Here is a 23,973-nt window from a genome sequence, read left to right as displayed (position 1 = left end):
AGCAGGACGGTCGCGCTTTTGTCGGTCGGTCCCTCTACGGTCTGCGCCGTGAACGCCGTCCAGACGTACCGACATCTCCGGCCGTCCGCGCTGCGCGCCGCCGGTCTCGACCTGCAGACCTGTGGCGGCCCGGCGGCCAACCCGCGCTTCTTCGCCGGGTTCCTCACCGCCCCGGCCGCGGCGGCGGCCGGGCTGCTCGCCGTCGCCGAGGTGGCCCGCACCCGCTACCACCAGCCGGTCAGCCCGGCCAGCCTGGACCCGGTGGTGACCGGCAGCCAGGGCAGGCTGCGCTTCGAGTCGTTCTCCGGCTGCTGCGGCGTCTACGCGCGGATGGACGTGCTGCCGGCCGGGCTGGACGGGGAGATCAGCGGCCACGGCACCACGAACGCGCTGCCCGACGAGCGGGTGCGTGCCGCACTCGCCCGGTTGGGCACCGCCGGGCGGGTCGGTTACGACGTGGCGGACGGGGCGTACTTCCACCGGGTGATGCCCTACGACGCGGGCCGCGCCGAGCGGGACAACCCGCGGCTGGTCGGCGCGCGTGCGCTGGTCGAGCGCGGCGCGGTCGAGCGCGACGGCGAGCACGCGACGGTACGCACCGACGCCGAGACGTACCGGGTGCGCCGCCACCCGGACGGCGCGTACTCCTGTTCCTGCCTCTGGTGGGCGCGGCACCGCGGGCAGCGGGGGCCGTGCCGGCACGCGCTGGCCGTGTCGATGGTCCCGGCACCGGTGGAGGCACTGTCGTGAGGGAGTTCTTCCAGGCCCTGGTGCACGGGCGGGTGTCGGTGATCCGGTCGACCCTGGCCGGGCTGGACGAGCCGGCCCGGCGGGCGCTCGGCGAGGCACTGGTGGCCGACGTCCGGCGGCGGCGGGACGCCTCGTGGTGGTACGACAAGGCGACGGCGCTCGCGGTGGCCGCCGTAGGCACGCTCAGCACCCCGACGAAGGTGGCGGCGCTGCTGGGCCGGCGGTCGGTCGCGCTCGACGGCGCAGACCCGGCACCGGTGATCGAGGCGGCCCGGGAGCTCGGGGTGACCTGGCTGGCCGAGGTGGCGTACAAGCTCGCCGACCGGCTGCCCGGGGAGCGCACGTTCGAATGCTGGCCGTTCCTGGCCGGCCTGCTCGTGGCGGAGAAGGCGCCGCCGCCGCCCGGGGACGGCTTCGTGCTCGGGTGGGCCGCTGCGCTGAGCTGGCCGGGGCCGGACGAGGAGAACACTCCGGCGCTCGACCGGCTGCGCGCGGACCCGTTCCTGGACGCGATGCTGCCCGGCCTGTTCACCGTCGACGGGGCAGGCAACTTCCTGGCGAACGGCAGCGTCGGTGCGCAGACGCTGGCGCAGGCGCTCGCGGCGCTGACGGCGGAGGGTCGGCTCGACCGGGCGACAGTGCTCAACGGCGTCCTCGGCCGGCTGCTACGCGGCGACCGGCCCGCCGCGCTGCGCCCGTTCCTGGTCCTGCACGACCTGTTGGCGCCGACCCCGGAGGAGGTGGCGGTGCGGTCGAACGCCTATCTGCGGCTGCTCACGGACGGCCCGGGGCCGGTGGCCCGCACCGCCCAGCGGACGCTGCGGGACGCCGGCGACGCCAGCGAGCCGGAGGCGCTGTGGGAGGCCGCCCGGACGGTGCTGGCCCGGCCGGAGAAGGAACTGGTCCGGTCACAGCTGTCCTGGCTCGACCGGCTGGCCCGGCAGCACCCGGATCGGTCCGCGGAGATCGGCGCGTTGGTCGCCGTGGCGGCCGACCATCCCGACGCCGGCCTGCGCGAGCGCGCGCTGGCGCTGGCGCAGCGGCACGGTCACCGGCCGGTGGCCGTCGCCACGGTGGTCGAGGCTCGCGACGACCTGCCGCCGCCTCTGCCGGCGGCGGCCGCGCCACCGCCGATCGGGGACGTGGACGAGCTGGTGGAGGAGGTCTTGGCGGCGCTGCGCGGGCGGTGGCGTACAGCGCTGCTTCTCGAGCGGGTCGTGGACGGCCTGCTGCGGCTGGGCACTCGCGAGCGCGACCGGGTCGCGGCGGCGCTGGCCCCGGTTCTGCACCGGACGGCGGTGAAGGACTTCCACGAGGACTGGGCCCGGTTCATCCCCTCGGTCCAGGTGCTCGGGTTGCTGCTGACGGCCGCCGGGATGGGCGACGCCACTCGCCGCCGGGACGATTGGGCCCTGGTGCTGGCGACGTCCCGGGCCGCCGAGGCGGCATCTGGGCGCCCCGCACCGATGTGGCTCTACCGGCGGCGCCTGGCCGAGGCCGGGCAGCGGCTGGACGGTCACGGCGATCCGGGGCTGTTGTCCGCGCCCACCTCGGCCACGGGAGCGATCGAACCGGGGGTGTTCTACGAGCGGCTGGCCGCGCTCGGCGACCGGCCGTACTGGCGGTGGGACTGGGCACAGGCGCTGTTGCGCCTGCCGGCCGTCGGCGACGAGCCGTTGGCGGCGCGTGCGGAGGCGCTCGGCACGACCGCCGGGATCGAACTGGCGGCCCGGTTGCGCGACGAGGTCGTGCCGGCGCCGGCACAGGAGGTGGTGACGGTGGGCCGGCGGGAACGGTCCCGCGGTTACGACGGGGGATACGACTCGCTGCCGGAGCGACGCCGGCTGGTCGCGCTCACCCCGCCAGCCGGCGTGGACGACCCGTTCGGGCTCCTGACGCTGATGCCTCCGCCGATCGGCGGCCGGATATTTCCCGCCGCCGACCTGTGGCCGGCCGTCCTGCCCGGACACCGGGGTGTGGTCGCCGCTCAGATCCTGCCGGAGCTGGCCATGGCGGCACAGGAGGACATCGGCGAGTGGGGCCGGGTCCTGCTGGAGGTCGCCGAGTGCACGGGCGCGGGCGGGCCCGCGCTGGACCTGGCGCTGGCGTACGGGCTGTGCGCCCGGCACGAGACGGACCGCGTGGGCGCGCTCGACGCCCTGCTGATCCTGGCCGCCGCCGGTGACCTGGACGCCCCGGGCGTCAGCGGGCACCTGGGCGAGATGGGTGCGCAGGGGCAGGTGATCCTCACCCGGGCGGTCACCCCGCTGCGGGACGCGGTCGCGGCGGGCGCCCGGCTGAGCGTGTGGCGGCTGCTCGCCGCGGCGTTGCCGCCGCTGCTGGCCGCCCCGACGCCGCCCCGGGGCACGCCGGACCTGCTCGCGCTGGCGGCGGAGACGGCGACCGCGACGGGCGTCCGGATGGAGGTACCAGGCCTGGCCGACGTGGTGGCCCGGGATGGTGGCAGCCGGCTTGTCGCCGAGGCCCGTCGGCTCGCCGGAGCCCTGGCCGCCTGAACGGACGGCGGGCCGGTCGGGGACTCCCCCGCCGGCCCGCCGCCGCAGATTCGTATCGCGTCCGCGGGTAGGCACGGACGTACCGGCGCGCGCACCCGGCTGAGCGGTCCGGCGCGCGCTCGGACCGGTCAGGTGCGACGTGCCGGGCGGCGGGTGAGCGCCACCCCGAGAGCGATCATGCCGACGCCGAGGAACAGGTGCAGCCAGTTGTCGGCGCCGTTGAGCGGCACGAAGTTGGCCCCGCTGTCGTGGTCGATCACCAGACCGTAGAGCCAGAGCACCAGGTAGATGGCACCGCCGCCGATCAGGTACGCCCGGGCGCCGGAGACCGTCCGGGACAGCGCCAGCCCGGCGACGCCGAAGAGCAGGTGCACGATGTTGTGCAGGATCGACACCTGGAACACGCCGAGCAGCTTCGCCTCCGACTCGTGCCCGGCGAACATCATGGTGTCGTAGTTGGTGGTGATGCCGGGGATGAACCCCAGGACACCCACCACCAGGAAGACGATGCCGACCACCTGGGCGGCCCGCCGTACCGGGGACGCGGGCGCGCCGCGGGCGACGCCGGAAGAATTGGCCATGACTGCGAACCTCCGTTGACGATGTCTTTTCGAGGTATCCGTGACCGGGACGCCGAAACCTTCCGGATCGCCGGATTCTGTCAGCGACTCAGCCGGGCGGCCAGTTCGACGCGCAGCCGGTGGACGCCCTCACCGGTCACCGCCGACACCGGCACCGCCTCCGGGCAGGCCCGGCAGAGCGCGTCCACCCAGTCCGGCGGCGCAATGTCGATCTTGTTGAGCACCAGCAGCTCGGGCAGGTCTCCGGCACCGATCTCGTGCAGGACGCCGTGCACTGTGGTGATCTGCTCCAGCGCGTCCGGAGCCGAGGCGTCGACCACGTGCAGTACGAGGTCGGCGCCGGTCACCTCCTCCAGCGTCGAGCGGAACGCGTCCACGAGCTGGTGCGGCAGGTGCCGGACGAAGCCGACCGTGTCGGTGACGGTGTAGGTGAGGTCGCCGGTGGAGATCCGCCGCACCGTCGGGTCGAGCGTGGCGAACAGGACGTCCTGCACCTGCGCGTCGGCGCCGGTCAGCCGGTTGAGCAGGGCGGACTTGCCGGCGTTCGTGTAGCCGGTGATCGCGACCGAGGGCACGCGGTTGCGGGCCCGCCGCCCCCGTCGGCGTTCCCGGCGCCGGGACAGCTCGGCGACGTTGCCGCGCAGCCGGGTGGCCCGCTGCCGCAGCCGGCGTCGCTGCGTCTCCAGCTTCATCTCACCGGGGCCGCGCACGCCCATGCCGGCGCCGCCGGCCATCCGGCCGCCGCCCACCCGGGACATCGACCGGCCGTCTCCGCGCAGCCGGGGCAACTGGTACGCGATCTGGGCCAGTTCGACCTGCAGGCGGCCCTCGCTGGTGCGGGCGTGCTCGGCGAAGATGTCCAGGATGAGCGCGGTGCGGTCCACCACCCGTACCCCGGTCCGCTCCTCAAGGTTGCGGACCTGGCCGGGGCTCAGCTCCCCGTCGGCGATCACCACGTCGGCCCGGTTGCGGGCAGCCACCTCCGCCAGCTCGTCCGCCTTGCCGGCGCCCACGAAGGTGGCCGGGTCCGGCTTGGCGCGGTTCTGCACCACCGCGTCGGCGACGGCGAGCCCGTCGGTGTCGGCCAGGCGTCGCAGCTCCGCGAGGGAGGTGTCACTTCCCGGGCCGCTGCCGTCGCTCTGTTCGGGGTGCACCGCGACCAGCACGGCCGTCGGCCGCCGTCCCACCGTCGCGGCGGCATCGCCCATCAACCATGTTCCGGCCATCGCTCACCTCGCCTCCGCAGGTGGCTTCGTTCTACCCCGCGGATACCGGGCCATGCGCCCAGGCGGGCAGATGTCCGCACAACGCCTCGAACTGCGCCACCGTCAGGTACGAGGGATTGGCTGCCTGCGGCTGCCGGAACACCTCGGCGCCGGCCAGGCGCGGGTCGGCGCGCAGCACGTCGCGGCGGACTCGCAGCGACTCGTCCAGGATCGTCAGGTCCAGCGGCGCGGTCCACGCCTCGCCCGGCGGCGCCGGCTCGGGCGTGGCGGCGATCCGGCCGATGCCCCAGACGCCGTACGGCAAGCGGCCCCGGCTGCCGCTGGCCCAGAACACCACCGGCTGGCCGGCGCGCATCAGGCGTACCCGGTAGCCGGGGCGGACGCACCAGCCGGTCACGCGCGGGTCGGCGGCGAAGCGGGCCGCCAGGTCCACCGCGTCCGCGTTGCCCTTGATCAGCCACGCGCCCAGGTCGTCGAGGCTCACCCGCCGGTCGGTCATCCGCCCATTCTGCGGCCCGCCCGGCCGCCGCGCCCGGCGGCGCGGCACTCAGATGATCAGGTGGGTCCAGTAGGTGAGCCAGACCGCGAACAACGCCCCCTGCAACAGCGCCAGGGCGGCGGTGAGCCAGCCGTCGAGGCCGGGCCGCCACGCCCAGCGGGCCAGGACGAACGCGACCGGGAACGCGGCCAGCAGGTAGCGCAGCAGGCTCTTGTACACCGGCGGCCCCATCGACAGCGGCACCAGCACCACGACGAGCGTGTAGACCAGGTACGGCCAGTCGGCCCGGCGGCGCAACCCGACGGCGGCCACCGCCACCATGGCCACGGCGATCCAGACCCGCAGGGCGTTCGCCGAGTCGTCACCGACCAGCGCCGAACCGGCCACTCCCAGGGGGTTCTGCAACCGGATCCCCCAGCCGGTCTCCTGGGCGTGCTGGTAGGCGAACCAGTCGCCGCTCTGCCAGCGGCAGAACGCCATGAACGTCAGCCAGCCCGCCGGGACCAGCAGAAGCGGCCAGCCCTGCCGCAGCAGGCGCGGCCATGCGCGCGGTCCGGCCCGCCAGCCGTGCTCGCGCAGCAGCACCAGCGCCAGCGGCACCGCCACGAGGAAGCCGACCGAGCGGCTCATCGCCAGGAAGTACCCGATCACGCCGACGAGCAGCCAGCGGCCTCGTTCGGCGTACCAGAAGGCGGCCAGCGCGAGGCAGACGAACAACGACTCGGTGAGCGCCGCCTGGAACAGGAACGCGGTCGGCAGGAGCAGCAGGTACCGGGCCGCTCGCCGGCCGCCGGCCGGTCCCCCGCCGCCGAGCAGCCGGCCCCCCAGCCGGTACGCGAAGTAGAGCTGGAACACCAGCGCCACGTTGCTGATCAGCAGCAACGCCCAGGCGGTGTGCCCGCCGAACAGCGGCGCGAGCGGCCGGGCCAGGAACGGGTAGAGCAGCGGGAAGCCGAAGTCGGTCCAGGGCCGGTCCAGCGGCAGCCGGGCCAGGTGGTCGTAGAGGAACGAGTCCCAGGCGAACCAGAGCGAGATCCAGCGGTGCGACGAGATCGCGTCCTGCTGCTCCCGCATCCCGGTCTCGTCCGCCGGCGGCGCGCCGGGCACCCCGTCCCAGGCGGTGAGCACCAGCACGCCGACCAGGGTGAGCACGAGCTTCGAGCCGACGAAGACGGCGAGCACGAATCCCCAGGGCTCGGGGATCCGGCGGCCCGTCGAAGCCGCACGCGCCCACCACCGGGCGGGTCCGGACCGTGCGCGGTCGGGTTCGGCCGCGCCGCCGGGGTCTACCCGCCGCTCCTCCGCCATCACGCTCCCACCGGTCGGCGCTCGGCCGACTCGCCCGGCCGGAAACCCCGCCCGCATTCCCCATTCGGCCCCGCCCACACCCGTCCGGCCCGGCCACAGCCGCATCGATCATGAAGTTGGCGGCGACAAATCGGACGCCGAACACCGCCAACTTCATGATCGACGGGCCAAGGGGGCCCGGGGGGCGGGGCGGGGAGAGGGGCCCGGGGGGGGCGGATCGGTGCGGGCGTGCAGGTGAAGTTGCCGGCAGGACGGGTAAGGGCGGTGCCTCATCAGGAGGCTGACGGCAGGGGGCGCGGACGGCATGGGTGACGGCGACGGAACCGTGGTCATCGGGGCGGGACCGGCCGGGTTGACCGCCGCGTACGAGTTGCTGCGGCACGGCCGGCCGGTACGGGTCTACGAGGCCGACGACGTGGTCGGCGGGATCAGCCGGACGGTGGAGCGCGACGGCTGGCGGTTCGACATCGGGGGGCACCGCTTCTTCACGAAGGTGGCCCGGGTCGAGGAATTCTGGCACGAGATCCTGCCGGACGAGGACTTCCTGCTCCGGCCGCGGATGAGCCGGATCTACTACCGGGGCGCGCTGTTCGACTACCCGCTCAACGCCGGGAACGCGCTGCGCAACCTCGGGCTGCTGGAGGCGGCGCGCTGCCTCGGCTCGTACGGCCGGGCCCGGCTGCGCCCGCCGAAGGACCAGTCGCACTTCGAGGGGTGGGTGTCGGCGCGGTTCGGCTGGCGGCTCTACTCGATCTTCTTCAAGACGTACACGGAGAAGGTCTGGGGGATGCCGGCGGACCAGTTGCAGGCCGACTGGGCCGCCCAGCGGATCAAGAACCTGTCGCTGGCCACGGCGATGCGCAACGCGCTGCTGCCCCGGCGCAACCGCACGGACGTGACCAGCCTGATCGAGGAGTTCCAGTACCCGAAGCACGGGCCGGGGATGATGTGGGAGCGCTGCGCCGAGGAGGTCGCCAAGCGCGGCGGCACGGTGCGTACCGGCGTCTGGGTGACCGAGGTGCACCGCGATCCGGCCGCGCGGCGGGCCACCGCCGTGACAGTGGCCGACGCGGGCGGTGAGCGCACCGAGCCGGCCGACCACGTCATCTCCTCGATGCCGATCTCCGCGCTGGTGCGGGCGATGCGCCCGGAGGCGCCGCCCGAGGTGCGGGCCGCCGCCGACGACCTGCGGTACCGGGACTTCCTGACCGTGGCGCTCGTGGTGCCGGAGGAGTTCTCGTTCCCGGACAACTGGATCTACGTGCACGACCCGGCAGCCCGGGTGGGCCGGATCCAGAACTTCGGCTCGTGGTCGCCGTACCTGGTCAAGGACGGGCGGACCTGCCTGGGGCTGGAGTACTTCGTGTTCGAGGGCGACGAGATGTGGCGGACGCCGGACGCCGAGCTGGTCGCGTTCGCCACCGCCGAGCTGGAGCGGCTGGGCCTGGTCAAGCCCGGATGCGTGGAGGCGGGCTACGTGGTCCGGATGCCGAAGGCGTACCCGGTCTACGACGAGCGGTACCAGCGCAACGTCGACGTGATCCGGGGCTGGCTGGCCGCGAACGTGCCGAACGTGCACCCGGTCGGGCGCAACGGCATGCACCGCTACAACAACGCCGACCACTCGATGCTCACCGCGATGCTGACCGCGGAGAACATCGCGCACGGCGCGGAGCACGACGTCTGGACCGTCAACGTCGAGCAGGACTACCACGAGCAGCACAGCCCGTCGCGGCACGGCACCGGGCGGGACGCGCCGGTCGTCCCGGCCCGGCGGTGAGGCGCCGCGCGTGAGCGTGGTCATAACCGCTGGACGGCCGCCACGGCGGTGCTGCTAGCCTTCTGGGCAGGTCATGAGCGCCAGCGCGAAGCCCCGGCTCGCTGGCCGGCAACCCTCCTCCGCGGTGGGGTGCCCCGGGTGAAGACCAGGCACCGGCAGCCGCCGGTGCAAGCGTGGCCTGGCACCCAGGTCAGCAACAGACCAGGGAGACCGATGTCTGCACCACCCTCCACCCCGTCCGGCGACGTCGCCGCGTACCCGGCCCGCTTCGCGCTGGTCAAGCGCCGTCACGTCGACCTGATGCGGGTGTGCAGCGACGCCTGTCGCCTCGCGCGCTGACCTGGCGCCACCCTCTCTTCCCCGTTTCACCCTTTCTCCGGCCCGGCCGTGCCTCGGCGGACCGGCTCCGACGCGCGCCGCGCGTCCGTCCACTCTGGAGTGACATCGTGCGTTTCCGTACCGTCCTGACCCGCGCCGCCGCCGTCGGCGCGGCCGCCCTGCTCGCCGTCACGGCGCTCACCGCCTGCGGAGGCGGCGACGACACCGAGGCGGCCGACAACCCGTACGGCCTGCTGCAGCCCGGCGTGATCCGCGCCGGCACGCTCACCGACGCCCCGCCGAACGTCTTCCTGAAGGACGGCGAGTTCACCGGCTTCGACAACGAACTGCTGCGCGCCGTGGCCGGCAAGATCGGCCTGAAGGTGGAGTTCGTCGGCACCGACTTCTCGGCCCTGCTCGCCCAGGTCAACAGCGGCAAGTTCGACGTGGGCAGCTCCTCGATCACGATCACCGAGGCCCGGAAGAAGACTGTGGACTTCGGCAACGGCTACGACTTCGGCTACTTCGGTCTGGACGTGCCCGCGGGCTCCCCGATCACCGGCTTCGACCAGCTCGCCGGCAAGCGGGTGGTGGTGGTCCAGGGCACGGTGCAGGACGACTACGCCACCAAGGAGAACCTCGACCCGGTGCGGGTGCCCGACTACAACAGCGCGATCAACCAGCTCAAGGCCGGCACGGCCGACGCCTGGATCGCCCCGGCCGAAATCGGCGACAAGTCCGCCGCCGACAGCAAGGGCAAGATCAAGGTCGCGGCCAAGCAGCTCAGCCCCACCCCGACCGCGTACGCGGTGGCAAAGGGCGACGACAAGCTGCGCGAGGCGCTGAACAAGGGCCTGGACGAGGTGATCGCGGACGGCACGTGGAGCCGACTGCAGGCCGAGTACTACCCGGGGCGGCCGATCCCGGCCGACTTCAAGCCGGGCAGCGGGTCGGTGGCGGTCCCGTCGCCGTCGGCCGCCTCCTGAACCGGTAACCGAGTACGAGCGGGGCGGACGGAGCGGACATGGATCCACTGAGCACGCTGTGGGAGACGTTCTTCGACTGGGACTCGATGCGCGAGGCGCTGCCCGAGATGCTCACCGTCGGGCTGCCCAACACGCTCACCCTGGCGGTCTCCGCCGCCCTGCTCGGCTCGGTGCTGGGCATGCTGCTGGCCGTCGCCGGCATCTCGCGTACCCGATGGTTGCGCTGGCCGGCGCGGGTCTACACGGACGTGTTCCGCGGCCTGCCGGCCGCGGCGACCATCCTGCTCATCGGCGTGGGCCTGGCGCCGCTCGGCATGCAGGTGTGGGGGCCGAACCCCTATCCGCTGGGCGTGCTGGCGCTGTCCCTGATCGCCGCCGCCTACCTCGGTGAGATCTTCCGGGCCGGCATCCTGAGCGTGGAGGCCGCCCAGCTGGAGGGCGCGCGGGCGCTCGGCTTCTCCTGGGGCGAGGCGATGCGCCTGGTGATCATCCCGCAGGGCGTACGCCGGGTGCTGCCCGCCTGGGTCAACCAGCTCATCGCGCTGATCAAGGACTCCAGCCTGGTCTACTTCCTCGGCCTGCTGGCCAGCCAGCGGGAGCTGTTCCGGATCGGGCAGGACTACGCGGCGAACACCGGCAACCAGTCCGCGCTGCTGCTGGCCGGGTTGTTCTACCTGGCGCTGACCGTGCCGCTGACCCACGCGGTCAACTGGCTGGACCGGCGCCTGCGGCAGGGCCGGCCGGCCGCGCCGCCCGAGCCTGAGCCAGATCCCGAGCCGGCGGATCTCACTCCGTCCGGAAAGGACCCCCGATGACCACCACCACGACATCGGTCAGCCTGGCCGTCCGCGACGTGCACCTGGCCTTCGGCGCGCACCGGGTGCTGCGCGGCGCGGACCTGGACGTGGTCCGGGGCCGGGCGGCCTGCGTGATCGGCCCGTCCGGGTCCGGCAAGTCGACGCTGCTGCGCACCATCAACCGCCTGATCGAGCCGGACCGGGGCGACGTGCTGCTGGACGGGCGCAGCGTGCTGCGCGACGACCCGGACACGCTGCGCCAGCGCATCGGCATGGTGTTCCAGCAGTTCAACCTGTTCCCCCACCTGAGCGTGCTGCGCAACATCACGCTGGCACTGCGCAAGCTCAAGAAGCTCGGCGAGGACGAGGCGGTGGCGCTCGCCCGCGCCCAGCTCGACCTGGTCGGCCTGGCCGGCAAGGCCGACGCGCGGCCGACGCAGCTCTCCGGCGGCCAGCAGCAGCGCGTCGCCATCGCGCGGGCGCTCGCGCTGCGCCCACAGGTGATGCTGTTCGACGAGGCGACGAGCGCGCTGGACCCGGAACTGGTCAAGGGCGTGCTCGCGGTGATGGCGGACCTGGCCGCCGCCGGGATGACGATGGTCGTGGTCACGCACGAGATGGGGTTCGCGCGCAGCGTCGCCGACACGGTGGCGTTCATGGACGCGGGCGTGGTGCTGGAGGCCGGCCCGCCGGAGGCGGTGTTCGAGGCGCCGGAACATCCCCGGCTGCGGCGCTTCCTGTCCCAGGTGCTCTGACGGGCACCTCAGCCCTTCACCGCGCCGATCAGCACTCCCTTGACGAAGTGCCGCTGGATGAACGGGTAGACAGCGACGATCGGCGCGACGGTCAGCACCACCACCGCCATCTTGATCGCCTCGGTCGGCGGCATGGTCACCCCGCTGCTGGCGCCGGAGGTGTGCGGGGCCTGCCCGGCCAGCAGGTAGCTCTGGAGCACCCGCTGGATCGGGTACATGTCGTTGCGGTCGATGAACAGCAGCGCGTCGAACCAGACGTTCCAGTAGCTGACCGCGTAGAACAGGCCGACCACGGCGATCACCGCGCGGGACAGCGGCAGCACGATGCGCGCGAGCGTACGGAAGTCACTCGCGCCGTCGATGCGGGCGCTGTCCAGCAGCTCCGACGGGATGCCCTGGAAGAACCCGCGCACCACGACCAGGTTGAACACGCTGATCGCCGGCGGCAGGACCAGCGCCCAGATGGTGTCCTTCAGGCCCAGCCCGGTGACCACCAGGTAGCGCGGCACCAGCGGCGGGTAGACCAGGAACGGGATCAGGAAGTACGCCAGCAGCCAGCGGTGGCCCAGCGAGCCCGGCCGGGACAGCCCGTACGCGGCGAGCACGGTGACCGTCAGCGCGATGGCGGTGCCGAAGACGGTGACGAGCGTGCTGATCCACAGCGCCCGGGTGACCGCCCCACCGGCGAAGATCGTCTCGTACGCGGACGTGTCGACGCCGCGGGGCACCACCACCAGGCCGCCGGCCCGCGCGATGGTCTCCCGGGAGGAGAGGCTGGTCACCAGGACCACCCAGAGCGGGAACAGCACGCCCGCCACCAGCACTGTGAGCACGACGGCCTTGAGCCCCTGCCCGACCGCTGTGGGCGGTTCCTGCCACACCGGCCGGCGGGATCGGTAGCCGGTGGCCCGGCGGATGAGCGTGGTCATGACTTCGAGTAGATCCCTCGTTCGCCGAGCATGTGCGCCACGCGGTTCGCGGCCAGGATCAGCACCAGCCCGACGACTGCCTTGAACAGTCCGGCCGCCGCGCCGTAGCCGTAGTTCCCGGTGGCGATGGAGAAGTGGTAGACGAAGGTGTCGAGCACCTCGGCTGCCTGCCGGCCGACGGCGTCGCGTTGCAGCAGGAACTGCTCGAAGCCGACCGAGAGCGCGTCACCCAGGCGCAGGATGAGCAGCAGCACGATCACCGGGCGCAGGCCGGGCAGCGTGATGTGCCACAGCCGCCGCCATCGGCCGGCGCCGTCCGCGGCGGCGGCCTCGTAGAGGTTCTGGTCGATCGTGGACAGCGCGGCGAGGAAGACGATGGTGCCCCAGCCGACGTCCTTCCACACCGCCTCGACGGTGACCAGGACGATGAACGTGTCCGGGTTGGTCATTACGTTCCACGGCTGCATCCCGGCCTCGCGCATGGTCTGGGCGAGCAGCCCGGCGCCGCCGAGCATCGCGACGAAGAACGTCACCACAAGCACCCAGCTGAAGAAGTGCGGCAGGTAGACGATCGTCTGGATCAGCCCGCGCAACCGGCTGGACAGCAGGTTGTGCAGCGCGACGGCAAGCAGGATCGGCAGCGGGAAGAAGAAGACCAGCTGGAACGCGGTGATCGCCAGCGTGTTGCGGAACGCGTCCCAGAACGCCGGGTCGTCGAACAGCAGCTGGAACTGCCCGAAGCCGATCCAGTCGCTGTGCAGGAACGCCTGCCACGGGTTGTCGCCCAGGTAGGGGTTGTAGTCCTGGAAGGCGATCACGTTGCCGGCGATCGGCAGGTAGCTGAGGATCAGCAGGACCAGGAAGCCGGGCGCCACCATGGCGAGCAGTTGCCAGTCCCGGCGCAGCCGGGTGCGCAGCGGCACCCGGCGGCGGGACGGACGACGGCGGGGCGGGCGGCCCGGCGGGGCCGGCGCGTCCGGCCGGGCCCGCTCGGGCCCGGTCAGGACGGCCGGCTCGTTCACCGGCCCTCCTTGGGCAGCGAGTCGGCGAGCAGCTTGCGGGCCTCCTCGCCGCCGTTCGCCTTCCACTCCGCGACGATGGCGTCCACGTCGCTCAGCGGACGGCGGCCGCGCAGCACGTCGGTGAACTTGTCCTCGGTGGGCACCTGGTTCGCCTTGTAGGCGGCGGGCATCTCCAGCTTCACCCCGGCCCAGGGGTTGGGTTCCATGTGCTTGACCATCTCGTTCGAGTACGCGAGGACGTCGGGCACGAAGCGCGGGGTGTCCGGGAACGGCCCGATGGTGGGGTTGCGGCCGCTGATGAAGAAGTACTGGTTGGCGATCTCCTTGAACGCCAGGTCGGTCTTCACCGGCCCGTTCGGCGACGGGGTGTGGTGCTTGCCCGCGACGCCGAAGTCCCGCAGCTGGGCCTCCTGGCTGCCCAGCGGCGCGGAGCACCAGTTGATGATCCGCAGCAGTTCCTGGACCCGGTCCTTGCCGAGGCCCTTCTTGACGAAGGTGTAGGAGATCGGCTCGTCGTCGCCCCAGACCAGCGGGTCGCCGCCGGTGGCGGAGAAGATCGGCACCGGCTGGATGTTCAGCCTCGGGTTGGTCTTCTGGTGCTCGGCCTGGGCGCCCTGCCAGAAGCCGACGCCGTCCTGGTGGAACACGATCGCGCCGTTCTTGGCGAACAGCTGCTTGGCGTCCGCGCCCTTGCTGGCCACGACGTCCGGGTGGACCAGGCCGTCGGCGTAGATCTTGGCCATGACCTCCAGGGCACGGCGGAACTCCGGGGTCTCGTACTTGAACTCGGGGGTGCCGTCAGACTTGACCCGCCATCCGCCCTTGTGGCCCGGCACCCGGTGGAACATCTGGATCATGGCGAAGACGTCGTTGAACGCCCACACCTTGCGCGCCGGGTCGGTGACCTGCCTGGCCACGGCGAGCAGGTCGTCCAGGTTCGCCGGCACGGCCAGTCCGCGCGCGTCGAGCAGGTCCTTGCGGGTGAACAGCGCCCAGGGGAACGGCCCGTCCGTGGGGTTCGGCACGGACATGATCCGCTCGTTCCAGACCGCACGCCGCCAGGCCCCGGTGGGGAAGGTCGCCAGCATCGGGTACGCGGCGACGGCGTCGCCCTTCAGGTGGTCGGTCAGGTCCTCGAAGAGCACCTTGATCGCCTCGGCGAAGCGCGGGATCTTCTCCACCTCCCACCCCGGCACGCACAGCAGGTCCGGCACGTCCCGCGCGCCGAGCATGGCGTTGAGCTTGTCGGCGTACGTGTTGCCGTCCTGGATGGTGAAGTTGACGGGCGTGCCCAGCTCGGCGTTCACGGCCTGGAGGTAGGCGCTCTGCGCCACGCCGGGCGGCGCCGGGCCCCAAGCGGGGGTCATCGCGGTGACCTGCTTGCCGCTGGTGCCGGGCTTGTCGGCGATGACGTCGACCAGGTTCGCCGGGTAGCGGGTGTAGCCATCGGGCACCGGGCGGGTGCCCACGATGTCGGGCTTGACCGCGCCGGGCAGATCCTGGCGGGTGGGCAGCAGGCCGGAGACGGCGTCGAGGTTCTGGGCGGCGCCGGAGCCGGCCGGCTTCTCCGAGCAGCCGGCGAGCAGCGGGCCGGTTGTGGTGGCGGCCACGCCGAGGCCGACCAGGCCGAGGAAGCGGCGGCGGGATGAGCCCGGGCCGGGGTGGTGCGCGGTCATCGGTCCCCCTTCGGGAAGGGAAGCGCAGTGGATTAGTTCGTATGGATGGTCAACAAACTAATCACGTCGATGAGCTTGCACAAGGGCGGGACCGATCGACGCGGCGGTCAGGCCGGGCAGCGGTCGGACAGCGCGTAACGGGTGAGGACCACGTCGCCGATCTGGCGTACCTCGACCACCCGGGCCCGACGGCCCGGATGCCACGGGAAGCGGCCGTCCCCGACGAAGCGCGGCGCCCGCCGGTCCCCCACGAAGAACGGCGCGACCACCAGGTGCAACTCGTCGGCCAGGCCGGCGGTGAGGAACTGCCGGTGCATCGAGCCGCCGCCCTCCACCATCAGGCGCGACACCCCCCGCCCGGCCAGGTCGGCCACCACCGACTCCGGAGTGACCGGATCGCCCGCGTCGACCACGGTGGACACCGCGCCCACCTGCTCGCGGGCCTTGTCCACCACGCCGCTCGGGCAGTACACCAGCTTGAGGCCGTCGCCGACGGTGAAGAACCGGGCGCGCGGATCGAGGTCGCCGCTGCCTGTGACAGTCACCTTCACCGGCGACGGCGGCAACCCGCGCGCCACCCGCTCGGCGCGCCGGCGCTCGCTGCGCACCAGCAGGCGGGGATCGTCGCGGCGGACGGTGGCCGCGCCCACCATGATCGCGTCACACCCGGCCCGGGTCGCGTCGACCCGGTCCAGGTCGTCGTCGTTCGACAGCAGCAGCCGCTCGGCCGTCGCGTCGTCGATGTAGCCGTCGATCGACATCGCGCAGCTGAGCAGCACGTACGGGCGGGTGGTCACGGCACGAACGGCAGGTCGAGGGCGTGGTCGGCACGGGTCACCTTCGCCGCCAGGTAGCCCGCGTTGGCAGGCGACAGGTGCACGCCGGTGGAGACCCGGTCGGCCACCGTCACACCCAGCCGTTCGAGCTGGGCCGCCTTGTCCGGGTTGTTGCTGAGCAGGGCCACCCGGTCCACGCCCAGTGCGGCGAGCATCTGCGCGGCCACCGTGTAGTCGCGCTCGTCCGCGCCGCGCCCGAGCGCCAGGTTCGCCTCGTACGTGTCCAGGCCGCCGTCCTGGAGGGCGTACGCGTCGAGCTTGGCGTACAGGCCGATGCCGCGCCCCTCCTGCCGCAGGTAGAGCAGGTAGCCACCGGCCTCGGCGATCCGCTCGACCGCCTCGCGCAACTGCGGGCCGCAGTCGCAGCGCTGACTGCCGAACACGTCCCCGGTGAGGCACTCGCTGTGCGGGCGGACCAGCGGCGGGTCGGCGTCGGCGTGCTCACCGAGCCCGAACGCCAGGTGCTCACGGCCGTCGACGAGACCGTGGAAGGTGTGCACGCGGGCCGTGGTCACGTAGCCGTCGGGGAACCGGAGCGGAACCGTCACGCGGGTCCGGACCGTCGCGGTGGGCAGCGTTTCGTCCATGGTTCTCCTGTCGTCCGGTCGCCGGGCGGACCCGGCGACGCACACCTCGCTCCCCCACCGTAGGCGGGATCACCGACAGTTGCCGGGCTCGCGCCGGGGCATCCGCCGCGCCAGCAGCACCGCGGCGCCCGGCAGGCTGGCCACGAGGACCAGCGCGCCGTACACCGTGCCGGTCGCCACACCCTGCGCGGCGGTCAGCCCGGCCGAGGCGAACGCCCACGCGGCCACCCCCTCGCGCGGCCCGAATCCGCCCACGTTCAGCGGCACCGCCATGGCCAGCAGGGCGAGCAGCGTCAGCGGCAGCAGGTGCGACAGCGGCGCGTCCGCGCCCGCCGTGCGGGCGGCCACCACGAACGTGGCCAGGTGACCGGCGAACACCACAGTCGAGGCGATCAACACGCCGGCCCAGGTGCGGCGGCCCAGCACTCCGGAGCGGACGTCGGCGAGCGCGGTCCGGGCCGCCCGGGCGAAGCGGGACGCCCCGGAGCGGGGCACCGCGCGGGCGGCCAGCACCAGCGCCAGCGCCACCACGGCGAGCACGGCGGCCAGCGCCGGCAGGTACTGGCGCACCGGCGACGGGAACGCGGCCAGCAGCGCAACCGCGATGACCACCTGCACCACCTGCCCGGCGGTGCGCTCCCACACCACCGCCCGGACGCCGCGCGCCACGTCCCCGGCGTCGCGGCCGTGCCGCACCGCGCGGTGCACGTCGCCGAGCACGCCGCCGGGCAGCGTGGAGTTGAGGAAGACCGCCCGGTAGCAGTGCGCCACAGCGGCGCGCATCGGCAGCCGTACCCCCAGCCCACCGGCGACCAGCGACCAGCGCCAGGCGCAGCAGACGGTGGTGATCACGCCGATGCCGAGCGCGGCGGCCAGCGCCGGCGCGTCGATCAGCCGCAGTCCGGCCAGGAACGGGCCGGTGCCCAGCGAGGCGACGAGCGCGGCGAGCACCGCGAGCCCGAGCAACGGGCGGATCCAGGCCCGGCCGGTTCGGGCCCGGCGCGGCGGCGCGGGCGTGACAGCCGGTACGGCGACGGCGACGGCGACGTGTGACAAACGGTCCTCCCTTGTTCCCACCGGTTGTCACGTGCCGACGGCCGGTACGGTTCAGCCGGCGAGCAGGTCGGCGTGGTGCAGCACCACCTCGAGCCGGCCGGCGGCGGCCTCGGTGAGCCGCCACTTCTGATACGTCGCGGCGGGCCCGGACAGATGCGGTCGTTCCTCGACGGCCGCGTCCACCCAGCCGGTGAGCCACTCGGCGGTCAGTTCCGCCTGCTCCGGCCCGAGCCGCCACGGGGTCGACCGCACGCGCGTCTCGACGCCGTGGCGGCGGAATGCGGCCACCGTGACGTCCACCGCGTCCGGCCCGAGCAGGACCCGGCCGTCGACGGTGCGCCGCTGGTGGGCGTTGAACGCGCCGGTCAGCTCGGTGTCGAGCGGGTCCGGCGGCGTGAACTCGACCCGGCCGGTCACGGTGAGCGCGAACAGCGTCGGGTGGCCGGCGCAGGCCGCCGCCATCCGCTCGACCTCCTCGGCGGTGAGCATGTCCAGCAGCGCGGACGCCGTGACCAGGTGGGCGTCGGCCAGGTCGGCGGCGGTCAGCCGGGTGACGTCGGAGCCGCGCGTGGTCACCGTGACCTCGGCGCCGTCGGCGGCGGTGAGCCGACCGGCCCGGGCCAGCGCCAACAGGTCCGCGTCGCGTTCGTGCAGCACCCAGCGCTGCGGGCCGGGCAGCCGCGGGGCGAGCCAGCGGGCCATCGAGCCGGTGCCGCTGCCCAGGTCGTGCACGACGAGCGGCCGGCCGGCGGGCAGCCGGTCGCGGACCGCGTCGGCCAGCTCGGTGCTGCGGGCCGCCGCGTCGGCGGGCTCGCGCAGCCGCAGCCAGTCCGCGAAGCCGGGCGGGAGTGAGGTGCTCATGCGGCGGTCGCCTCCTTCAGTGCCGCCGCCAGCCGGTCCACTGTGACCGGCCAGCCGGTGAGGGTGTGCCGCCGCCGCCGGGCGGCGCGACGCAGCCGGTCCCGCAGGCCCGGGTCGGTGAGCCAGCGGCGCAGCGCCGCGGCGGTCGCGCCCGGGTCGCCCGCCGGGACGAGCAGGCCGGGCCGGTCGCCGCCGGGAGCGTGCCCGAGCGTGTCCGGCAGGCCCCCGGTGTCGCTCGCCAGCACCGGCACGCCCCGGGCCAGCGCCTCGGTGACCACCATTCCGTACGTCTCCCGCCGGGAGGGCGCAACCAGCAGATCGGCGGCGGCGTACGTGGCGGCCAGGTCGGGGCCGGTGCGTGGCCCGGTCAGCCGGACCCGGCCGGCGAGGCCGGTGGCGGTGAGCCGCCCGCGCAGCCGGTCCGCGAACGCCCGGTCCCGGTCCGGCGGACCCACCCAGTCGCAGGTCCAGTCCAGGTCCGCCACCTCGGTGAGCGCGGCGGCCAGCACGTCGTGCCCCTTGACCGGGGTGACGGCGGCGACGCAGAGCAGCCGTCCCCCGCCGGGCGTGCCGGAGGCGACGGGCGCCGGGTCCACGCCGGGCGGCGCCACTGTCACCCGCCCGGGTGGCAGCCGGTAGCGGTCGAGCAGCCGATCGCGGGTCCACGCGCTGGTGGCGACCACCGCGGAGGCCGCCGCCAGCGACCGCGCCTCCGTCTCGCCCTCGATCGGCAGGTGCACCAGGATCACCAGGCGCAGCCGCGCGGCGTGCGGGGCGAGCACGTCCGGCACGGTCGAAGCCACCAGGCCGTCGAGCAGCACCGGCACGCCGTCGGGCAGCCCGCCGAGCAGCCCGGCCAGGTCGGCGCGTTCCCGTGGCCCCGGGTGCGGCCAGCCGCCGGGCACCTGGTGCTCGCGTACCGTCCAGCCGCGCCCGGCCAGCCCTCGGCAGACGTGGCGGTCGTACGCGTTGCCGCCGCTGGGGTCCGCCGGGTCGTCGATGTCGCCCGGCAGCACCACGTGGACGACTGTCATCCGGTCAGAGCGACCGCTCGTAGCTCGCCCACGCGATGTGCGACTCGTGCAGGGTGACTGTGATCCCGGCGAGGCCGCGCGCGCCCTCCCCCAGCCGGCCGGCCGCCACGGCCTCGGCGAGCCGGTCGGCGATCGTCCGCGCGAGCACCTCGGTGGTGGTGTTCACCCCGGCGAAGGCCGGCTCGTCGTCGAGGTTGCGGTAGTTCAGCTCGGCGAGCACGGCCTTGAGCTGCTCGGTGGCCAGCCCGATGTCGACCACGATCCCGTCGTCGTCCAGCTCCGCGCGGCGGAACGTGGCGTCGACGACGAACGTCGCCCCGTGCAGCCGCTGGGCCGGGCCGAACACCTCGCCGCGGAAACTGTGGGCGACCATCATGTGGTCCCGGACGGTCACGCTGAACACGTTCACTCCTCGCCGTAGGTGATGAGATGACACAGCGCCGGCAGCTCGCCCGAGGCGAGCCGGTCCAGCACGTCGGGCAGGTCGTCGAAGCGGGACCGGCCGGTGAGCAGCGCGTCGAACGCCGGGTCGGCCAGCAGGTCGAGGGCGAGCGCGAGCCGGTCGGCGTAGCTGCGGTCGGCCCGCCGGGGCGACACGGTACCGACCTGGCTGCTACGGATGCCCAGCCGTCGGGAGTGGAACGCGCCGCCCAGCGCCAGCGTGACCGGCCGGTCGCCGTACCAGCTCAGCTCCAGCACGGTGCCCTCGGGGCGCAGCAGCTCCAGGCCGCGTTGCAGCCCGTCGGCGGTGGCGCTGGCGTGCACCACCAGGTCGCGCCCGCCGGTCGCGTCGGCGGGCGTGGCGAAGTCGGCGCCGAGCGCGGCGGCCACCTCGGCGCGGGCCGGGTCGGCGTCGACGAGTTCGACCCGGACGCCGGGGAAACGGGCCAGCAGCGCGGTGACGGCGCAGCCGACCATCCCGCCGCCGATCACGGTGACCCGGTCACCGACCAGCGGCGCGGCGTCCCACAGCGCGTTCACCGCCGTCTCCACGGTGCCGGCCAGCACCGCGCGCTCCGCCGGCACACCGTCCGGTACGACGGTCACGGCGTCGGCCGGGACCACGTACGCGCTCTGGTGCGGGTAGAGGCAGAAGACGGTACGGCCGAGCAGCCGGTCGTCGCCCGCCTCCACGGTGCCGACGCTCAGGTAGCCGTACTTGACCGGGGCCGGGAAGTCGCCCTCCTGGAACGGCGCCCGCATGGTGTCGTGCTGGTCGGCCGGGACGCGACCGGTGAACACGAGCGTCTCGGTGCCGCGGCTGACGCCGGAGAAGCGGGTACGGACCAGCACCTCACCGGGGCCGGGCGCGGCGAGCCGGACCGGCCGGATCTCGCCCTGGCCGGGGGCGCGGAGCCAGAACGCGTGGGCGTCGACCGTCACGAACTCTCCTCTTCCCCGCATTCCGACCGAGTTGTCGATCATAAACACGGAAGCGGGGCGTCCACGGTTCGAACCGCCCGCGACCCGATGCTCAGGCGGCGCGCCGGCGCTGCTGCGTACGCCAGGTCTCGGGCTCGGCCCGGTCGGCGTGCCGGTCCCCGGCCAGTTCCATGGCCCGGTGGGCGGCGGTCAGCGCGTCACACGGCGCGACCTGACCGTCACACAGCAGGCTCTCGCACCGGCCGGACTCGTCGGGCCGGTGGGCGACCGCAACGTCGTACGCGGCACGCCAGAGCAACGGGTCGGTGACTCCCCGTGGCAGGTCGGCGTCCTGACTGGACCTGTTGCGGATCGTGTCGGGCACCGTGTCCCCCTTTGCGTCGTCGCTACCGTCCCAGTGACCGGTTGAGCGCAGATCAAACCTCTCACCTGCGCACATGCCCTGACCAGCGGTGTTTGTCACGCCGGATAGGCGCGCGTCTCGGCTGCCTTGACCGCCGCCCAGACCGGCCGGCCGGGGATCAGTCCGAGATGGGCCGCGGCGGCGGGCGTGACGTCGGCGGCCACCTCGACCGGCCCGGTGAGCTGCACACGCAGGTTGTCGCCGTGGCGTTGCACGCCGGTCACGGTGGCCGCCCAGACGTTGCGCGGGCTGCCCTCGGGCCGGGACGGGTGCAGCGCGACGGCGGACGGCGGGTACGCGACGAACGCCTCACCGTGGACGGTGTCGGCGGTGGTGAGCGTCAGCTCACCGACTGTGACGGCATGCCCGTCGCCGCGGCCGCGGTGCAGGTTCAACCCGACCAGCCGGGCCACGTAGTCGGTACGCGGCCGGGCCGTGACGGTGGCCGCGTCGCCCTCCTGCACCACCCGGCCGTGCTCCACGATGACCAGTCGGTCGGCGAGCACCAGCGCGTCGAGCGGATCGTGGGTGACCAGCAGCGTCGCGCCGGGGTGCGCGCCGAGGTGGCGCTGGAGTTCGGCGCGGGTGTCCAGCCGGGTTCCCGCGTCGAGCGCGGCGAGCGGCTCGTCGAGCAGCAGCAGCGCCGGGTCGACGGCGAGCGCGCGGGCCAGCGCGACGCGCTGGGCCTGCCCACCGGAGAGCTGCCGGGGCCGGCGCCGGGCCTGGTCGCCGAGGCCGACCCGGTCCAGCCACTCCTGGGCCCTGGCGCGGGCGGCGCGCTTGTCGGCACCCCGCCGGCGCGGCCCGAACGCCACGTTGTCCAGCGCACTCAGGTGCGGGAACAGCAGGTAGTCCTGGAACACCACGCCGACCGGCCGCCGCTCCGGCGGCGTCCACACCCGCCGGTCCGGGCGGTCCAGGTCGGCGCCGTCGAGCGTGAGATGCCCGGCGGCGAGCGGGTGCAGCCCGGCGAGCACCCGCAGCGCTGTGGTCTTGCCGGCGCCGTTCGGGCCGAGCAACGCCACCACCTCACCGGCGGCGATGCGCAGCCGCACGTCGAGGGTGAAGCCGTCCCGCTCGGCGACGAGATGCGCGTCCAGCACACTCATGTCGTCCCGACCCATTTGTCGCGCAGCGCGGCGAGGATGACCACTGAGACGGTGAGCAGGATCAGGCTCAGCACGATCGCGGCCTGCAGGTCGGTCTCCAGCGCCAGGTAGACCGCCAGCGGCATGGTCTGGGTGCGGCCGGGATAGTTGCCGGCGAACGTGATGGTGGCGCCGAACTCGCCGAGCGCGCGAGCCCAGCAGAGCACCGCACCGGCGGCCACGCCGGGGGCGACGAGCGGCAGCGTGACCCGGGTGAAGGTGGTGAAACGCCCGGCGCCGAGCGTGGCGGCGGCCTCCTCGTACCGGGGGTCGGCGCCGCGCAACGCGCCCTCGACGGCGATGACCAGGAACGGCATGGCCACGAACGCCTCGGCCAGCACCACCCCGGCGGTGGTGAACGGCAGCGTCACACCGAACGTCTCGTCCAGCCACGACCCGATCAGCCCGCGCCGCCCGAAGACCAGCAGCAACGCCACGCCGCCGACCACCGGCGGCAGCACCAGCGGCACCGTGACCAGCGCCCGGACCAGCCGCCGCCCGGGGAACTCGACCCGGGCCAGCAACCAGGCCAGGGGTACGCCGAGCGCGACGCAGAGCAGCGTGGCGACGGTGGCGGTCTCCAGCGACAGCCGCAGCGCGGTGAGCACGCCCGGTTCGGTCAGCCGCCGGGGCAGCGTGGTCCAGGGCGCCCGGAGCAGCAGGCCGGCGAGCGGCAGGACGAGGAAGGCCAGTCCGAGCCCGGCGGGCACGAGCAGGGCGATCGGCACCCGCTGCCGGCGTACGGTGCGGCTCATGCGCCGGGCGCCGCCTGGAACCCGGCGGCGGTGAGCACGGCGAGCCCGGCGTCGGAGCGGACGAAGTCGACGAAGGCGCGGGCGCCGGCCGGGTTGCCGGCGGCGCGCAGCACCACGATCGGGTAGTCGTTCACGGCGCGTGCGGACTCGGGGAACTCGACGGCGTCGAGCCCGGGTGCGGCGCGTGCGTCGGTGCGGTAGACCAGCGCGGCGTCGACCTCGCCGAGGCGCAGCTTGGCCAGCGCGCCCCTGACGTCCTGTTCGAGCGTGGCGGGTGTGAGCCGCACACCCGCCGCGTCGAGCGCGGTGCGGGCGGCGGCACCGCAGGGCACCTGCTCGGCGCAGAGCGCCACCTTGACGCCGGGGCGGGCGAGGTCGGCCAGGCCGCCGACCCGGGCCGGGTTACCACGGGGTACGGCGACGACGAGCTGGTTGCGGACCAGCACGGCCGGTTCACCGGCGGCGTCACCGGCGTCGGCGACAGTCCTCATGGTGGCCGGGGACGCGGCGGCGAACACGTCGGCGGGCGCGCCCTGGGTGATCTGGGTGGCGAGCCCGGAGCTGCCGCCGAAGTTGAACGTGACGGTGCTGCCCGGGTGGGCGGCCTCGTACTCCTTGCCGAGTTCGGTGAACGACTCGGTGAGCGAGGCGGCGGCGAACACGGTCACCGGGCCGGCGCCGTCGGGCCCGGCCGGTTCGTCCGCACTGCCGCAGGCGGTCGGGCCGAGTGCCGTCACCAGCGCGGCGGCGAGCGCGACGCGGATCCA

Annotated in this window: 25 protein-coding genes and 1 riboswitch; of the genes, 7 read left to right on the top strand and 18 right to left on the bottom strand. The window is 73.9% G+C overall.

All coding sequences use genetic code 11. From position 1 onward, the window contains the following. Window positions 1–48: 48 nt before the first annotated feature. Entirely contained in the window at window positions 49–750 is a 702-nt protein-coding gene (locus Q3W68_RS23305; protein WP_302907482.1) for an SWIM zinc finger family protein, read from the top strand. Beyond that, window positions 747–3,266 carry a DUF6493 family protein gene (locus Q3W68_RS23300; protein ID WP_302907481.1) on the top strand — a complete coding sequence of 840 codons (2,520 nt, stop codon included), beginning with the start codon at window positions 747–749 and terminating at the stop codon, window positions 3,264–3,266. The genes Q3W68_RS23305 and Q3W68_RS23300 overlap by 4 nt, the downstream gene beginning before the upstream one ends. 128 nt (window positions 3,267–3,394) lie before the next feature. On the opposite strand, the gene Q3W68_RS23295 is transcribed toward Q3W68_RS23300, so the two are convergent. The 4 genes from Q3W68_RS23295 to Q3W68_RS23280 form a co-directional block, all read right to left on the bottom strand. Then, window positions 3,395–3,847, bottom strand: coding sequence for a DUF4383 domain-containing protein (locus Q3W68_RS23295; RefSeq protein ID WP_302907480.1), 453 nt, complete (start codon window positions 3,845–3,847; stop codon window positions 3,395–3,397). Between the two features lie 80 nt (window positions 3,848–3,927). Beyond that, window positions 3,928–5,073 (bottom strand): GTPase HflX, encoded by a 1,146-nt coding sequence (gene hflX / locus Q3W68_RS23290; RefSeq protein WP_302907479.1) that lies wholly within the window; start codon window positions 5,071–5,073, stop codon window positions 3,928–3,930. A 31-nt stretch (window positions 5,074–5,104) separates the two neighbouring features. Then, a complete protein-coding gene (locus tag Q3W68_RS23285; protein ID WP_302907478.1) occupies window positions 5,105–5,572 on the bottom strand; it encodes a hypothetical protein in 468 nt (155 codons plus the stop codon). A gap of 48 nt (window positions 5,573–5,620) precedes the next feature. Next, entirely contained in the window at window positions 5,621–6,754 is a 1,134-nt protein-coding gene (locus Q3W68_RS23280) for a hypothetical protein (RefSeq protein ID WP_302907477.1), read from the bottom strand. A 430-nt stretch (window positions 6,755–7,184) separates the two neighbouring features. On the opposite strand from Q3W68_RS23280, the gene Q3W68_RS23275 reads away from it, so the two are divergent. The 5 genes from Q3W68_RS23275 to Q3W68_RS23255 all read left to right on the top strand — a co-directional run bounded on the left by Q3W68_RS23275 (window position 7,185) and on the right by Q3W68_RS23255 (window position 11,516). After that, a complete protein-coding gene (locus tag Q3W68_RS23275; RefSeq protein WP_302907476.1) occupies window positions 7,185–8,660 on the top strand; it encodes an NAD(P)/FAD-dependent oxidoreductase in 1,476 nt (491 codons plus the stop codon). Window positions 8,661–8,729: 69 nt separating this feature from the next. Next, a riboswitch (SAM riboswitch) is annotated at window positions 8,730–8,840 on the top strand. 33 nt (window positions 8,841–8,873) lie between these two features. Continuing rightward, entirely contained in the window at window positions 8,874–8,999 is a 126-nt protein-coding gene (locus Q3W68_RS23270; RefSeq protein ID WP_013286752.1) for a hypothetical protein, read from the top strand. A gap of 107 nt (window positions 9,000–9,106) precedes the next feature. Further along, entirely contained in the window at window positions 9,107–9,964 is an 858-nt protein-coding gene (locus Q3W68_RS23265; protein WP_302907475.1) for an ABC transporter substrate-binding protein, read from the top strand. A 38-nt stretch (window positions 9,965–10,002) separates the two neighbouring features. After that, window positions 10,003–10,779, top strand: coding sequence for an amino acid ABC transporter permease (locus tag Q3W68_RS23260; protein WP_302907474.1), 777 nt, complete (start codon window positions 10,003–10,005; stop codon window positions 10,777–10,779). Further along, window positions 10,776–11,516: an amino acid ABC transporter ATP-binding protein gene (locus Q3W68_RS23255; protein WP_302907473.1), complete on the top strand. Its 741-nt coding sequence runs from the start codon at window positions 10,776–10,778 to the stop codon at window positions 11,514–11,516. The genes Q3W68_RS23260 and Q3W68_RS23255 overlap by 4 nt, the downstream gene beginning before the upstream one ends. An 8-nt stretch (window positions 11,517–11,524) precedes the next feature. Here Q3W68_RS23255 and Q3W68_RS23250 read toward each other — a convergent pair whose 3' ends face one another. The 14 genes from Q3W68_RS23250 to modA all read right to left on the bottom strand — a co-directional run bounded on the left by Q3W68_RS23250 (window position 11,525) and on the right by modA (window position 23,970). Beyond that, window positions 11,525–12,445, bottom strand: coding sequence for a carbohydrate ABC transporter permease (locus Q3W68_RS23250; RefSeq protein ID WP_302907472.1), 921 nt, complete (start codon window positions 12,443–12,445; stop codon window positions 11,525–11,527). After that, entirely contained in the window at window positions 12,442–13,467 is a 1,026-nt protein-coding gene (locus tag Q3W68_RS23245; RefSeq protein ID WP_302907471.1) for a sugar ABC transporter permease, read from the bottom strand. The genes Q3W68_RS23250 and Q3W68_RS23245 overlap by 4 nt, the downstream gene beginning before the upstream one ends. After that, window positions 13,464–15,143, bottom strand: coding sequence for an extracellular solute-binding protein (locus Q3W68_RS23240; RefSeq protein ID WP_302907470.1), 1,680 nt, complete (start codon window positions 15,141–15,143; stop codon window positions 13,464–13,466). The genes Q3W68_RS23245 and Q3W68_RS23240 overlap by 4 nt, the downstream gene beginning before the upstream one ends. A 107-nt stretch (window positions 15,144–15,250) precedes the next feature. Further along, window positions 15,251–15,940, bottom strand: a complete 690-nt coding sequence (locus Q3W68_RS23235; RefSeq protein ID WP_302907469.1) for a dihydrofolate reductase family protein — start codon at window positions 15,938–15,940, stop codon at window positions 15,251–15,253. Beyond that, complete coding sequence (gene ribA / locus Q3W68_RS23230; protein ID WP_121684974.1) at window positions 15,937–16,566, bottom strand: GTP cyclohydrolase II; 630 nt, start codon at window positions 16,564–16,566, stop codon at window positions 15,937–15,939. The genes Q3W68_RS23235 and ribA overlap by 4 nt, the downstream gene beginning before the upstream one ends. Window positions 16,567–16,635: 69 nt before the next feature. Beyond that, window positions 16,636–17,541, bottom strand: coding sequence for a lysylphosphatidylglycerol synthase transmembrane domain-containing protein (locus Q3W68_RS23225; RefSeq protein ID WP_302907525.1), 906 nt, complete (start codon window positions 17,539–17,541; stop codon window positions 16,636–16,638). Window positions 17,542–17,673: 132 nt separating this feature from the next. Beyond that, window positions 17,674–18,483 (bottom strand): class I SAM-dependent methyltransferase, encoded by an 810-nt coding sequence (locus Q3W68_RS23220; RefSeq protein WP_302907468.1) that lies wholly within the window; start codon window positions 18,481–18,483, stop codon window positions 17,674–17,676. Further along, window positions 18,480–19,517, bottom strand: coding sequence for a glycosyltransferase family 4 protein (locus Q3W68_RS23215; RefSeq protein WP_302907467.1), 1,038 nt, complete (start codon window positions 19,515–19,517; stop codon window positions 18,480–18,482). Before Q3W68_RS23215 ends, Q3W68_RS23220 begins: the two co-directional genes overlap by 4 nt. Window positions 19,518–19,521: 4 nt before the next feature. Beyond that, entirely contained in the window at window positions 19,522–19,920 is a 399-nt protein-coding gene (locus Q3W68_RS23210) for a 6-carboxytetrahydropterin synthase (protein ID WP_302907466.1), read from the bottom strand. Window positions 19,921–19,922: 2 nt separating this feature from the next. After that, a complete protein-coding gene (locus Q3W68_RS23205) occupies window positions 19,923–20,900 on the bottom strand; it encodes a zinc-binding alcohol dehydrogenase (RefSeq protein WP_302907465.1) in 978 nt (325 codons plus the stop codon). A gap of 91 nt (window positions 20,901–20,991) precedes the next feature. Further along, entirely contained in the window at window positions 20,992–21,264 is a 273-nt protein-coding gene (locus tag Q3W68_RS23200; protein WP_302907464.1) for a hypothetical protein, read from the bottom strand. Between the two features lie 95 nt (window positions 21,265–21,359). Beyond that, entirely contained in the window at window positions 21,360–22,412 is a 1,053-nt protein-coding gene (locus tag Q3W68_RS23195) for an ABC transporter ATP-binding protein (RefSeq protein ID WP_302907463.1), read from the bottom strand. Further along, on the bottom strand, window positions 22,409–23,206 hold the full coding sequence (locus Q3W68_RS23190) for an ABC transporter permease (protein WP_302907462.1): 798 nt from the start codon (window positions 23,204–23,206) through the stop codon (window positions 22,409–22,411). Before Q3W68_RS23190 ends, Q3W68_RS23195 begins: the two co-directional genes overlap by 4 nt. Further along, complete coding sequence (gene modA, locus Q3W68_RS23185) at window positions 23,203–23,970, bottom strand: molybdate ABC transporter substrate-binding protein (RefSeq protein ID WP_302907524.1); 768 nt, start codon at window positions 23,968–23,970, stop codon at window positions 23,203–23,205. Before modA ends, Q3W68_RS23190 begins: the two co-directional genes overlap by 4 nt. Window positions 23,971–23,973 lie beyond the last annotated feature (3 nt).

Source organism: Micromonospora sp. C28ISP2-4 (genome assembly GCF_030519385.1).
GTDB lineage: Bacteria > Actinomycetota > Actinomycetes > Mycobacteriales > Micromonosporaceae > Micromonospora > Micromonospora tulbaghiae.
The sequence above is the reverse complement of the archived record's forward strand: the minus strand, read 5'-3'. Positions and strand labels throughout refer to the sequence as shown.